General features: G+C 71.0%; 11 protein-coding genes, 2 tRNA genes and 1 pseudogene. 9 read left to right on the top strand and 5 right to left on the bottom strand.

Annotated elements, in window-relative coordinates:
• The first annotated feature begins 57 nt into the window (after window positions 1-57).
• Together ACWDZ6_RS23630 and ACWDZ6_RS23625 are read left to right on the top strand one after the other, a co-directional pair.
• A complete protein-coding gene (locus ACWDZ6_RS23630) occupies window positions 58-549 on the top strand; it encodes a hypothetical protein (RefSeq protein WP_451504404.1) in 492 nt (163 codons plus the stop codon).
• A gap of 107 nt (window positions 550-656) precedes the next feature.
• A complete protein-coding gene (locus tag ACWDZ6_RS23625; protein WP_215095580.1) occupies window positions 657-809 on the top strand; it encodes a hypothetical protein in 153 nt (50 codons plus the stop codon).
• A 3-nt stretch (window positions 810-812) separates the two neighbouring features.
• On the opposite strand, the gene ACWDZ6_RS23620 is transcribed toward ACWDZ6_RS23625, so the two are convergent.
• Together ACWDZ6_RS23620 and ACWDZ6_RS23615 are read right to left on the bottom strand one after the other, a co-directional pair.
• Window positions 813-1370 carry a CGNR zinc finger domain-containing protein gene (locus ACWDZ6_RS23620; RefSeq protein ID WP_389182911.1) on the bottom strand — a complete coding sequence of 186 codons (558 nt, stop codon included), beginning with the start codon at window positions 1368-1370 and terminating at the stop codon, window positions 813-815.
• A 191-nt stretch (window positions 1371-1561) separates the two neighbouring features.
• Window positions 1562-1975 (bottom strand): SsgA family sporulation/cell division regulator, encoded by a 414-nt coding sequence (locus ACWDZ6_RS23615; protein ID WP_003959770.1) that lies wholly within the window; start codon window positions 1973-1975, stop codon window positions 1562-1564.
• Between the two features lie 190 nt (window positions 1976-2165).
• On the opposite strand from ACWDZ6_RS23615, the gene ACWDZ6_RS23610 reads away from it, so the two are divergent.
• Together ACWDZ6_RS23610 and ACWDZ6_RS23605 are read left to right on the top strand one after the other, a co-directional pair.
• Complete coding sequence (locus ACWDZ6_RS23610) at window positions 2166-2642, top strand: TIGR02611 family protein (protein ID WP_451504403.1); 477 nt, start codon at window positions 2166-2168, stop codon at window positions 2640-2642.
• Between the two features lie 81 nt (window positions 2643-2723).
• A tRNA-Val gene (locus tag ACWDZ6_RS23605) sits at window positions 2724-2795 on the top strand.
• Between the two features lie 68 nt (window positions 2796-2863).
• Here ACWDZ6_RS23605 and ACWDZ6_RS23600 read toward each other — a convergent pair.
• Window positions 2864-5731: an SCO7613 C-terminal domain-containing membrane protein gene (locus ACWDZ6_RS23600; protein ID WP_451504402.1), complete on the bottom strand. Its 2868-nt coding sequence runs from the start codon at window positions 5729-5731 to the stop codon at window positions 2864-2866.
• 60 nt (window positions 5732-5791) lie between these two features.
• On the opposite strand from ACWDZ6_RS23600, the gene ACWDZ6_RS23595 reads away from it, so the two are divergent.
• Both ACWDZ6_RS23595 and ACWDZ6_RS23590 read left to right on the top strand, forming a co-directional pair.
• Window positions 5792-6271, top strand: coding sequence for an SRPBCC family protein (locus tag ACWDZ6_RS23595; RefSeq protein WP_451504401.1), 480 nt, complete (start codon window positions 5792-5794; stop codon window positions 6269-6271).
• 39 nt (window positions 6272-6310) lie between these two features.
• Window positions 6311-6382: transfer RNA gene (locus tag ACWDZ6_RS23590), tRNA-Val, on the top strand.
• Between the two features lie 207 nt (window positions 6383-6589).
• On the opposite strand, the gene ACWDZ6_RS23585 is transcribed toward ACWDZ6_RS23590, so the two are convergent.
• A complete protein-coding gene (locus tag ACWDZ6_RS23585) occupies window positions 6590-8872 on the bottom strand; it encodes a glycosyl hydrolase family 18 protein (RefSeq protein ID WP_451504400.1) in 2283 nt (760 codons plus the stop codon).
• A gap of 400 nt (window positions 8873-9272) precedes the next feature.
• Between ACWDZ6_RS23585 and ACWDZ6_RS23580 the strand changes: the two genes are divergently transcribed.
• Window positions 9273-10940 (top strand): carbohydrate binding domain-containing protein, encoded by a 1668-nt coding sequence (locus ACWDZ6_RS23580; RefSeq protein ID WP_451504399.1) that lies wholly within the window; start codon window positions 9273-9275, stop codon window positions 10938-10940.
• A 70-nt stretch (window positions 10941-11010) separates the two neighbouring features.
• Here ACWDZ6_RS23580 and ACWDZ6_RS23575 read toward each other — a convergent pair whose 3' ends face one another.
• The gene (locus ACWDZ6_RS23575; RefSeq protein ID WP_451504398.1) at window positions 11011-11736 is read right to left on the bottom strand and encodes an exonuclease domain-containing protein; all 726 of its coding nucleotides are present in this window, start codon (window positions 11734-11736) and stop codon (window positions 11011-11013) included.
• A 172-nt stretch (window positions 11737-11908) separates the two neighbouring features.
• Between ACWDZ6_RS23575 and ACWDZ6_RS23570 the strand changes: the two genes are divergently transcribed.
• On the top strand, window positions 11909-12475 hold the full coding sequence (locus ACWDZ6_RS23570) for a DUF4365 domain-containing protein (RefSeq protein WP_326648627.1): 567 nt from the start codon (window positions 11909-11911) through the stop codon (window positions 12473-12475).
• Window positions 12475-12862 (top strand): annotated as a pseudogene (locus ACWDZ6_RS23565) (hypothetical protein); the annotation flags it as partial. The gene ACWDZ6_RS23570 and the pseudogene ACWDZ6_RS23565, both read left to right, overlap by 1 nt.

Below are 12862 nucleotides of genomic sequence, written 5' to 3'. Positions count from 1 at the left end.
GGAGATCTCCCTGAGCTCGTCCCGGGCCGTGGCCCGGACGCCACCCGACGGTGCACGATGGAGGGGACGTACCCGCGCATGTCCCGAAGCCTGGAGGACCGGATGCTTGCCGAGACCATTTGTTCCGCGGTGTCCGCGGCGGGCCTGGGCATCGCCGCCGTCACGGCGTACCGCAAGCGTTTCCTGGCGGCGACCCGGATACTTGCCTACTCCCTGATCCCTGTGGGTCTGGTGCTGACCGGCGCGGTCGCGTGGGTCGTCGACACCGCCTTCAGCCCCTCGGCGTGGCTCGGATTCGGCCTGCTCGGCGGCGCCTGGCTGCTCTTCATGACCACCCGGGCCGTCGAGCGGCGTGGCGGCGGAACCCGCAAGGAGCGCAAGGCCGCCGCCAGGGCGGCACAGCAGGAGGCCGTCGCCCCCGCGGCGTCCGCGCCCTCGATCGGTCCGGGCAGCCGTCCGGCGGCTCAGCCCAAGGCGAAGCAGAAGGCCGCCGGTTCCGGCGAGGACTTCAGCGATATCGAGGCGATCCTGAAGAAGCACGGCATCTGACGTATCCGGTCCGGCCGTGGCCGGAAACACAGTTCTGATGAACTCCCGCAGTCACAGGGCGTGTTGGTCGATCATGGCAGCCTGCTCTGCGCCATCATCACCCCGAGATGCTCGATACCTCACGGGGCCAGGCCCCCGCACCGACCGAAGAGCCGCGTGGCTGCCTCTTCGCACTCTCCCAGCCGCCCCTGATGATCTTCCTCGCGGTGATCGGCTTCCTGCTGCTCATGGCCGCGGTACACGATCTGTTTCTGCTGTGAGGCTCAGCCGGCCGCTTCCTTGCGGCGCGCGCGGTACGCGGCGACATGCAGGCGGTTGCCGCAGGTGCGGCTGTCGCAGTAGCGACGCGAGCGATTCCGGGAAAGATCGACGAACGCGCGCCCGCAGTCGGGCGCCTCGCAGCGCCTCAGCCGCTCCTGCTCGCCCGCTACGACGATGAAGGCCAGGGCCATCCCGCAGTCCGCCGCGAGATGGTCGGCGACCGAGGCGCCCGGCGCGAAGTAGTGCACATGCCAGTCGTAGCCGTCGTGGTCGGTGAGCTGCGGGGTGGTCCCCGCGGCCGCCACCAGCTCATTGACCAGCTCGGCCGCGCTACGGCTGTCGGGCGCCGCGAAGATCTCCGCGAACTGTGCCCGTACCCCCCTGACGGCCTTCAGGTCCCGCGGGCCGAGATCGCCCACGCCGCTGACGCTGTGGTTCCGTGCGAAGTCGTACAGCGCCGCGACGTCCGTGAGCCCGTCGTCCTGCTCGCTGTCCGGTGCGGTGTTCACCAGATCGACGACGGTGTCGAGGGCGATCCGGGTGTCGTGGGGGATCAGCACGATTCGCTCCCTGAGGTGCTGCGGGCCGGTGCCCGCCGAATTGCGCTGACTCTAGCGGTTGGTGCGCAGAGCGCACCGGCGCCGTCACCGCGAGGGATACCGCGGTGACGGCGCCGGTGTCCGCCGTATATGGCTGTCCGCGCGGCGCCGTCTCCCCGAGTAGGACGGCGCCGTGCAGCTCTCGGCCTGGCTCAGCTTTCGGCCAGGATGTGCGAGAGCTCCGTGTCGAGATCGAAGTGACGATGCTCGGTGCCCGGTGGCACCGCGGCGTCGGTCCGCTTCAGGAACGACTCCAGGGCCCGCGCCGGGGCCTCGAGCAGGGCTTCGCCCTCCGGGGAGCTCAACGCGATGCAGACGACGCCCTGGCCATGGCTGCGGGACGGCCAGACTCTGACGTCGCCCGTGCCGGTGGGCCGGTGCAGGCCCTCGGCGAGAAGATCGCGGGCGAAGACCCACTCGACCGTCTCTTCGGCTCCGGTGTGGAAGGTGGCGTGCACGGCATAAGGATCGGCCGTGTCATACCGCAGGCCCGCGGGTACAGGCAGTGATGACTCGCTCGATACAACGAGGCGCAGGTGCAGCTCGCAGCTGACCGTGGTGTTCATAAGCGCCAGGGCCTTTCGCTCAGTGTGCGCTCGGGGATTCGCACGTCGGCGAAATCGACATGCCACCTACGGTGCCGTTGTAAACCCCTCTGACCGTTTTGTGATCCTTCATGTCGCTCGTACAGCGGTGCGTTACTTTGTGTTATACGGCCATTCCGGTGACGAGGTCCGATCCGGTAGGTTGTGCTTCATGAATGCGGAGAGTGACGAGCGGGAAGAGTCCGTCGTACCGATGGGCCCGACTCCCGCGACGGGGGACGCGACGGGGGACGCGACCGAGAAGGTGGATCCCGGGCCGGTCCTCGGCTCGAAGGCGCCCCACTTCATCAAAAGATCGAGGACGCTGCACCTGAGCTGGCAGGTCGGGGTCTTCGTCGTCGGCCTCGCGGTGGTCGGCGCCGGCATCGTGATGCTGCCGCTGCCGGGCCCCGGCTGGCTGGTGATCTTCGGCGGTATGGCGATCTGGGCGACCGAGTTCGTCTGGGCGCAGCTCGTGCTGCACTGGACCAAGCGCAAGGTGACCGAGGCGGCTCAGCGGGCGCTCGATCCGAGGGTGCGCCAGCGGAACATCATCCTCACCACGATCGGTCTCGTGATCATCGCCGTGCTGGTCGGAATCTACGTCTGGAAGTTCGGCATCGTCATGCCGTGGAAGATCAAGGAGTGACCCGGGAATTGGTCGGGCGGACCCTTCCCCGGCCTCCGGCCGGGGGGACCCCCACCATGGGGTAATCTTTGCGGAGTGCCCGGGCGATTAGCTCAGTGGGAGAGCGCTTCGTTCACACCGAAGAGGTCACTGGTTCGAACCCAGTATCGCCCACCCGGACAGAAGGCCCCGGAGACGTACAAGTCTCCGGGGCCTTCGGCGTTTTCCGAGTCCGGCGCCGCTCAGCGCATCCGGCCGAGAGTGTCGCGGAGCTTGCGGGCGTCCCGCAGCCGCTGCTCGTAGGTCGCGCCCACCGCGAGGAGCAGCAGACCGGCGAGCGCGGGCGGCAGCCAGCGGGGGAGAGCGCCGACGACCTGGACGACGTACGGGGCGAGCTCGTGCAGAGCGTCCAGTGCGAGCGCCGTGCCTGCGAGCACCAGCAGCGCCTGCAGCCGCAGCCGGGCGCCGGCGAGCGTCAGGGCCAGGGCCACCATGCCCAGCAGCAGCGGACGCAGCCAGTGCTCGTCGCCCCAGGCCGCCAGGAGACTCGGCAGCAGTGTCGCGGCGAGACCGGGACCGTACGCCGTCCAGGACGACGCCTCCGGGTCGCGGCGGCGGCGCAGTACGCCGACGACGAGCGCGGAGACGGTCACCGGCAGGGTGTACGCCTCGGGAGCCGTGACGTCCGAGGCGGCCAGCCGGACCCAGCCGGCCAGCACGAAGAGCACCGTCGCGAGAATTCCGGCGGCGGGGCGGCGCTCGGCACGTACCGCGGTGCCCGCCGCGATCACGCCGCAGAGCGCGAGCACCAAGGAGAGCGTCGGCCGGTGCCCCGTGGCGAGGACGCTCGCGAGCAGCCCGGCGCCGGCGCCGGTGAGCTCCAGGGGAAGGGCGACGGGGTGGCGGCCCAGTCGGGCGGCGAGGAGCGCCACGGTGGCGGGGACGACGAGGAGTGTCAACGCGGCCCGATGGGGCGGGAGTTCGGCGGAAGCGGCGACGGCGCCCATGAGGGCGGTGGCGAAAGCGGTGGCGGCGCAGGCGAGAACCGCCTGCACGGCGCGAGGTGGCCTGAAGGCGGCCGCGGCCGCGAGAGCCGCTACCAGTGTGCCCAGTACCGCGAAGGTGGCGGGGCGCGTTGCCAGGGAGAGCAGGGCGACGCTCACAGCGCCCGCGAGGCCGCAGACGAGGGCGACGACGGCGCCGGCCGGGGCGTGCCGGGCGATCCGTCCGGGGCGCACGGCGAGCACCAGTGCGGCCACGCCGAGGACGAGGTGGAGCGCCACGGTGGCCGGGTAGGCCAGATCCAGCGCGGGCGGCACGACGAACAGGCCTGCCCACGCGAGGGCGAGAGCCGCGCCGGCGGCCGCGCCAAGCCGGTCGGGCCGTGGGGCCACAGGGGCGGGCCGGGTCCCCCACGCGCCGGGGGCCGGTGCCCGGCCTGGCCAGGAGACTCCCGCGGGCGAGCCGGAGGGGTTCGTCGGCACGCCCGGGTGAGTGGCCGCCGGACCGGAGGAGGACGGGCCGCCGGTGGCCCGGCCGGGATGGCCTTCCGTGGTGGCCTGCTCTGCGGGTCGTGGGCTGCTGCCTGTCTCGTCGGCGGGGTGCGTGGGGGTGCTCGTGGCCCGGCCGTGACGGCCTTCCGCGGTGGGCGCCTCGGCCGGGCACGGCGTCGTGCCCGTGGGGTCGGCGGCTCGGCCGGGCGTGCCCGTGGCGTTTGCGGCCCGGCCGGGCGTGCCCGTGGGGTGCAGCCCGGCGCCGGAGCTGCCGGACGGGTGCGCCGCCGCGTTCGGGGCGCTGCCCGCCGGTGCGGTGTGCGTGGTTGCCGGCGACGGCAACCAGCGGGACGCCGTCGCCAGGACCGCTGCCACGACCAGCAGCACCACCGGAGCCGCGGCCTGGCCCGGCCCCGGAAGCTCGACGCCCAGGGCCCCGCGCGCGTTTGTCGTGGTGCCCGACCAGATGTGGCCGAGCACCGACAGCGGGCCGGCCAGAGTGAGAGCGATCAGCGGCAGCGCAGAGAGCGCCGCAAGGGCGTGCACCGCGCCGGCCGCGGCCGTCAGGCCCGGTGCCGGCCTCTTCGGCCCGCCCGCCCGTACGAGACCCAACAGAGCGACCGCGCACAGGAGATAGCCCAGTTCCGACCACCCCTGCGGCACCGCCGCGCGGACCACGCCGCCGACGGCCGCGTTCGCCGCGAGACCCGCCACCGCGGAGGCGGCAAGCGCGACCGAGGACGCACGCCGGGCCGCGTACAGGGCCACGCCCGCCGCCACGAGCAGCAGCGCGGCAGGCGCGACCGCGTCGAGCGGCGTGTCCGCCGTCACCGACTGCCGGCCGCCGATCAGCAGTGCCCAGCCGCCCGTCGTCGCGGCACCGGTTGCGGCGATGCCCCGCAGGCTTGCCGGCTTCGCCCACATCGCGGCCGAGACATCGAGCACCGCGGTCGCCAGCAGCGCCCACTCCATCGGTGGCGCGCCCGCGGCTTCGGTCAGCGCCCACAGCGGAAGCGGGAGTTGCGCGGTCAGTACGGCGACCGGCAGCGGAAGCCGCAGCCGGTCGAACGACAGCCCGTAGACCGTCCAGAGCGCGGCAAGCGCGGCCGACGCGAAGGCCGCGTAGCCGAGCCCGTCGGTCCCGGACAGTGCCACTCGGTGCAGTGCGTAGGCGTCGAGCACCATCAGCACCAGGCCGAGCGCGGCCACCGACTCGGCGGTCGATGCGAGCCGCCTGCGCAGCAGCGCGACCGGTGCCACGAGGGCCGCGACAGTCACCGCGCCGAGCACGGCCGAGCGGCCGCCGATGCCCAAGTAACCCCAGCTGACCAGGGTGAAGGCGATCGCGGCGATGGTCAGCAGAATGCCGCCGAGGGTGAGCAGCACATTCTGCACACTCGGCGAAGAGGCCTCGGGCGCCGATGTGACGAAGGGCTGCGCGACGGAAGGCCGCGCGGCGAAGGCCGGCGTGACCGGTACGGCAGGCGCGACGGGCTGCCGGAGCGCGGCGATGAGCCAGGCTCTGCGGGCCAGCAACTGGGCCCGGCGGGCGTCCAGTCGGACCAGCTCGCGCTCGAGGATCGCCAGTTCCTCGTCGGGTGGCGGAACATTCTCCATGGTCCGGAAGTGTGGCCCCCGCCACATGACAGAACATGGGTGCGGATACTCAGATCGCGCGTGAGTACGCCCTGGCAGGAGCAGACTTCCACCATGAACTGGTGTCACTACCGCTTCCGCAGCGTCTGGGAGCTGCCGGCCGGACCGGGCGCCGTGTACCACGTGCTCGAGCGGGCCGGAGAGTACCCCCTGTGGTGGCCGCAGGTCCGCGAGGTGACCCAGCTCGACGCGGAGACCGGCACCGCGCGCTTCCGCTCCTTCCTCCCGTACGAACTGCTCGTCACCGCTCGCGCACAGCGGCGCGACCCGGTCGCCGGGTTGCTCGAAGTGGGCATGGAGGGGGACCTCGAGGGGTGGGCGCGGTGGACTGTGACACAGCGCGGCGCCGGCACCCGGGCCGTGTACGAACAGGAGGTGGAGGTGCGCAAGCCGCTGATGAGGCGGCTGGCCGTGCCGTGCCGGCCGGTCTTTCTCGCCAATCACGCGGCGATGATGCGTGGCGGGCGGCGTGGGCTGGCCGCATACCTCGGCAGGGTTTGAAGGAAACCCGCACGGGCCTGTATGGTTCAGTGCGTTCCCGGGCGATTAGCTCAGTGGGAGAGCGCTTCGTTCACACCGAAGAGGTCACTGGTTCGAACCCAGTATCGCCCACCGGGAGAGGCCGGGGCGTCTGTGGTCGGGCCGGCCGCGACCCCTTACCGGCGGCGGGGGTAGCCGGGGCTTTTTTCCTCTGGGCGCGCGGATTACTACAACCCCGACGGGCTCATTCTTCCCCCCCACTCCCCCCCCCGGGGCCGCGGCCGGCCCTCGCCCCCCCGCCCCGCCCTCGACGCTTTCCGGGCGCCGGTGTTCGCCGTGCTACTGGAGCCCGCCGTGCAGCGCGCCGAGCAGGGTCCCGCCCGGTGTGTCCCCGGACATCTCCCAGATCATCGCGCCCAGCAGCCCCTTCGACTTGATGTACGCGGCCTTCTGACCGATGGACCAGGTGTCGTCGAAGGACCACCACTGGCCGCCCGCGCCCTGATAGCCGTACGTGGCCACCGACTGGGTGTCGTGCTGGACCGTGAGGTTGGGGACGCCGGTGACGAGGTTCTGGTAGCCACGCGTGCCCGCCTCCTCCGCGAACTGGCCGGGGGCCGCGCCGTTCGCGGTCTGCCATTCACCGTTGACGCCGCCGGCGGCGACCTCTTTCCAGCCGCGGCCGTAGAACGGGAAGCCGATGGTCAGCTTGCGGGGCGGGACTTTGGCGCCGAGATACTTCTGGACCGCGCCGTCGACGCTGAAGTCGTCCGCGTACGGCGACTGGGCGTCCGGATAGAGGTTGGCCTGGTGGCCTGTGCGGTTCGGCTCCCAGGAGTTGTCGCTGCCCGCGCCGTGGAAGTCGTACCCCTGGACGTTGGCGTAGTCCAGGTCGCCGAAGATCTTCGAGAGGTCCCAGCCCGCATCGATCTTCTTCGGGTCGGCCGGGGTGAAGGCGGTGAGCAGCTTGTGCTCCCCACCGAGCGCGTCGAGCTGCTTGCGGAACTCGGCGATCAGAGCGGTGTTGTTGGCCTTGTCCGCGGCGCTCCAGTGGTTGCCGGGATGGCCGTCGGGGGAGCCCGGCCACTCCCAGTCCAGGTCGATGCCGTCGAAGATTCCCGCGGCGACGCCCGCTCCGCCCGCGCCGTTGTACACGGGCAGGTCGCCTTTGATGTACAGGTCGACGCAGGACTTCACGAACTTCTTCCGGGAGGCGTCGGTGGCGGCGACGTCGGAGAAGTACTTCGAATAGGTCCAGCCGCCGAGCGAGATGACGACCTTGAGGTTCGGGTGCTTGGCCTTGAGTTTCTTCAGCTGGTTGAAGTTGCCGCGCAATGTGCCCCAGCCGTCGTCGGCCACACCGTCCACCGACTGTGAGGCGGCGAAGGCACGGCCGTAGTCGGCCTCGGCGTCACCGGCTCCGTCGCCCTCGTTGGGGTCCTGCGGATTTCCGGAGACGCCCTTGGTGACACCGTTCAGACAGGTGAGGTTGGCCGGATCGATGTTGCCGAAGGCGTAGTTGACGACGTCGAGCCTGGCCGCGGCCCCGGATGTGTCGAGATTCCTGACAAAGTACTGACGGCCGTAGATGCCCCACTGCACGAAGTACCCGACGGTCGCGTGTCCGCCGGCGCCGACCGGGTCGGATGTGGTGACGGCGAGGGTGTTGCTCCCCGCGGAGGCGTTGTCGGCCGCGTCCCGTGCCTTGACGGTGAAGTCGTAGCGGGTGGCGGGGGAGAGGCCGGTGACCGTGGTGGCGAGAGCGGATGCCGGGACGGTTGCGGCCAGCGAGGTGCCCCGGTAGACGTCGTAGGCGGCGACCCGGTTGTTGTCGGTGGAAGCGTTCCAGGCGAGAGCGACCGTGCTGGAGGTCACCGCGGTGCTGCGCAGGTTGGCGGGTGCGGTGGGCGGGACGGTGTCGCTCGCCGGGTCGACGGTGGTCGCGGTGACGGCGGCGCCGACCGGTCCGAGGTTGCCGCGGGTGTCCTTGGCGCGGACCGTGAAGCTGTAGGTCGTCGCCGGGGACAGGTCGCGGACGGTGGCCGAGGTGGTCGCCGTTGCGGTGACCGGGGTGGTGCCGCGCAGCACCTCGTAGGAGGCGACGGGAAAGTCGCCGGGAGCGGCGGCGTTCCACTTCAGGCTCACCGTGCGGGCCGTGGTGTCGGTGACGGCCGGATCACCGGGTGCGGACGGCGGTCTGGCGGGGCTGCCGTCGCACTTGTCGCCGTTGACCAGGCAGCCGGTCGGTGCGGTGATCGGTCCTGAGGCGACGAACCAGTAGCTGTACGGCTCGGTGGTGCCGTTCGCCGGGACGGTGGTGTTGTAGTAGGCGGGCGTCACGGTGATGTGCGAGCCGCTGACCGTCGCCGTCCCGTTGTAGTGCTGAGTGATCGTCACGCCGGGCGGCAGATCGAATGCGAGGGTCCAGCCGGTGACGGGGGCGCCGGTGGTGTTCCTGACGACGTATGTTCCCTTCCACCAAGAGCCGTTGTCGGCACTGGTGAACGAGGCGGTGAGCGGGCCTGCGGCCTGCGCCGGGGTGGCGGCCAGACCGGTGAGCCCGGCCAGTGCGAGCACGATCGCGACGAGTACGGCGAGGAGCCGGCGGCGGGGCGGCGGCATGGGTCCGATTCCTGTGGACACGGTTCTCGTGGACACGGTTCTCCTAGGTGTGGGTGGGGCCTAGGTGTGGGTGGGGAGGGACGTCCCGTGTCTCTGTCTCTGACGTAACTGGGTTGTCGCGATCGCGTCAACGGCCTGGTGGGCGGGGAGGGCTGTACCAATGGCGCGCCGGGAGCGGATCCGCCGCGCTCCCGCCCCCGGAAAGGCGTAGACCAATTATCTTCGATTTTGCCTCCTCTTGACCTGTTGCCGCAACTCCGGTGTGCCGGGCGGAAGTTGCCTGACCCCCATCCCTTGACGGGGGCGCGACGCTTCGCTTCAATGCGCCTCGCAGGTCCAGACCAATCGTGGCGCCGCGTCAGGTCCGTCGACCCGCACCCGCCCCTCATTGGGAGGTCACGTGCGCATCCGAAATCGACTACTGGCCGGCCTCGGCGCGGCACTTCTCGCCGCGGCAGCCTCGCTCGCCGTGCCCGGCACGGCCCAGGCCGCCAACCTGCTCTCCAATCCCGGCTTCGAGACCGGCTCCCTCTCCGGCTGGTCCTGCACCGGCGGACTCGGCTCGGTGGTGAGCAGCCCCGTCCACAGCGGTACGAAGGTGCTGGCCGGCGCCGCAGGCAACAGCGACAACGCCAAGTGCACCCAGACCGTCCCGGTGCAGCCCAACACCGCCTACACCCTCTCCGGCTGGGTGCGCGGCAATTACGTGTATCTCGGCGTGACCGGCGGCGCGTCCACCTGGACACCGACGGCGACCGGATACACCCGGCTCACCGTGTCCTTCACCACGGGTGCCACGCAGACCAGCGCGGAGATCTACCTCAACGGCTGGTACGGACAGGGTACTTACTACGCCGACGACATCAGCCTCGACGGCCCCGGCGGCGGGGGCGGCGACACCCAGGCACCCACGACGCCCACGAATCCGCGCTCCACCGCCAAGACGTCCTCCAGCGTCTCGCTGGCCTGGAACGCCTCGTCCGACAACGTCGGAGTCACGGGTTACGACGTCTACCAGGGCTCGGCCAGAGCGCTCACGGTGACCGGAACCAGCGCCACGGTCAGCGGCCTGGCTGCCGCCACCCCGTACAGCTTCACCGTCCGCGCCCGTGACGCGGCAGGCAATCTCTCGCCGGCCTCGACCGCCGTCAGCGTGACGACCGACGCCGGCGGTGGCGGCGGCACCGGCTTCAAGCAGGCGGCCCCGTACCTCTACCTGGGCTGGGGCGATCCGCCGAGCGCCACCTCCGTGATGAGCGCCACCGGCATCAAGTGGTTCACCATGGCCTTCATCCTCTCCTCCGGCGGCTGCAACCCCGCCTGGGACGGCACGCGTCCGCTTGCCGGTGGCACCGACCAGTCCACCATCAACGCGATCCGTGGCGCGGGCGGTGACATCGTCCCGTCCATCGGCGGCTGGTCCGGCAACAAGCTCGGCCCGAACTGCTCCACCCCCGAGGCGCTGGCGGGCGCCTATCAGAAGGTGATCAGCGCGTACGGGCTGAAGGCGATCGACGTCGACATCGAGAACAGCGACGAGTTCGAGAACGAGGTCGTCCAGGACCGGATTCTGGGCGCCCTGAAGATCGTCAAGCAGAACAACCCGGGTCTGAGGACGATCCTCACCTTCGGTACGTCCACCACCGGGCCGACCTGGTGGGGCAACCGGCTCATCGAGCGCGCAGGCGCATTCCAGGCGGACATAGACGTCTTCACCATCATGCCGTTCGACTTCGGCGGCGGCGCCGACATGTACGGCAACACCGTCAACGCCGCCGAAGGGCTCAAGACCAAGCTGAAGAGCACCTTCGGATGGTCGGACGCCACCGCCTACGCCCATATCGGCATCTCGGGCATGAACGGCCTCAGCGACCAGCAGGAGCAGACCAGCCCGGCGACCTGGACCCAGATCAAGGACTGGTCCAACTCCCGTCACATCGCGCGCCTCGCGTTCTGGTCGGTCAACCGTGACCGGCCCTGCCCCGGCGGCGGTGTGGTGAGCAACTGCTCCGGCATCAGCCAGAGCAACTGGCAGTTCACCTCCATCACCGCGGGATTCACCGGCTGACGGCCGCCTGACCGAAACCGCCGCCCGTGGTACTTCCGGGTGGCGCCCCCGAGCGGGGCGCCACCCGGACTCAGGCCGCGGCCGGCAGATCCGGTCGCAGCGGCCAGTGCGGGTCCACCGGCTCCGGAGTACCACTGCGGGCGAACCACGCCTGCAGACCTCGTGCCTGCGCCGCGTGCCACACCGCCTGCAGCGTGTGCAGCTCCGACGGCGACAGCCGCTCCATCCGCGAGGCGAAACGCCGCCCCACCGCCCGTACGACCTCGAGCGCCGCCATGGCGTCCGCGGCCGCGTCATGGGCGCCCTCCAGCACCACCTCGTACTGCGCGCACAGGTCGCCGAGGGTACGGCGGCCCTTGCGGTAGCGGTCGAGATGCTTGTCGAGGACTCGCGGGTCCAGCACGCACAACGGCACGTGCTCCAGGTAGCGGCCCAGCGACGAGGCGCGGTGACGGCGCAGTTCGCGGTCGAGGATGGTCAGGTCGAAGGGCGCGTTCATCACGACGAGAGGGCGGGCGGCGGCGCACTGCTCGGCCAGCGCCCTGGCTATCTCCTCCATCACAGGCGCCGGCCAGCGGCCGTTGCGCTGCAGATGGTCGTCGGTGAGCCCGTGCACCTCGGTGGCGCCCGGCGGCACGGGCACCCCCGGATTGATCAGCCAGCGTGTGACGCGCGGCCGGCCGCCCGCCATGTCCTGGACGACGACCGCAGCCGAAACGATGCGGTCCTCCTCCACGTCAACTCCGGTGGTTTCGGTGTCAAATGCGGCCAGGGGGCCGTCATACCAGTGCGTCATCCCCGAACTCCTCGCACGTACCCGGCAGATGGCGTTGTCCCCCTGCCCGAATCGGTGATACCCGGGCTGTTTGCGCTGTACGCAGGACGGTGACAACACAGATGGGGGGCGGCGAAGTTGACGCCCCGTCGTGGGGACACTGATCGGTACAGCCCGGAAGGCACGAAGAGCCATGGCGCTCGCGCAGCCCGAACCGGGCGGGCTGCTGCCCGAGCGGATCGCACCGCTGCGCGGCGCACTCGCCACCACCGCCTGCATGGAGACGCTCCAGGTGGGCTATCTGCACGCGGTCGCCGCCGCGGCCGGCTGCTCCCTCTCGCAGCCTTTTCCGGACAACGGCATCGACTGGCACGTCAGTCACAGCTCCGCAGGACACTCGGTCGACGACGAGGTGACCATCAAGGTGCAGCTCAAGTGCACGTACCAGATCCCCCCGCACCCGCCCGGTCCGGCGTTCTCGTTCACGCTCGACAACGACCATCTGGTGAAGCTGGCCCGCACCCCCGTCTCGGTGCACAAGATCCTCGTCGTGATGCTCGTCCCCCGGACGCAGGGCGAGTGGCTGCGCGCCAGTCACGACCGGCTCGACCTGCGGCACTGCTGCTACTGGACCAATCTGGCCGGCCACCCGGTGACGGGCAGGCGCAGGACCACCGTGCGGATCCCGACCTCACGGATCTTCGACGACCGGGCGCTCTGCGAGATCATGACGAGAGTCGGGGCGGGAGGGAGACCCTGATGCAAGAGCCGGTACGGCCCCACCTGACGGGCGATGTGCCAGGAGTTTGGTACGGGAGCGGGGAACCCGACCCCGCCCAGGTCGACCCCGTCGTCCTCGGCGCGCTGCTCGACCGGCACGGCTGGCGGCGGCGCGGGGGAGCGGCGGGGCGCTATACGCGCTGGACCCCGCCGGTGCCCGGCGGGGGCGGCACGAGTCTGCTGGTACCGGAGAGCAGGTCCTTCCCCGACTGCGACGACCTCCTGAGCGAGGCGCTCACCGCGCTGGCGCGCAGTGCGGCACCCTCCGCCCGCGAGGTGCTCGTCGGGCTCACCGTACCCAGCGACGAGATCCGGTGGTGGCGGGACGTGCCGCCGGGGCCGTCCGGCGCGGCGTCGTGGACCGCGC

The organism is Streptomyces sp. NPDC002926 (assembly GCF_053591755.1).
This window is presented reverse-complemented; position numbering and strand designations above follow the sequence as displayed.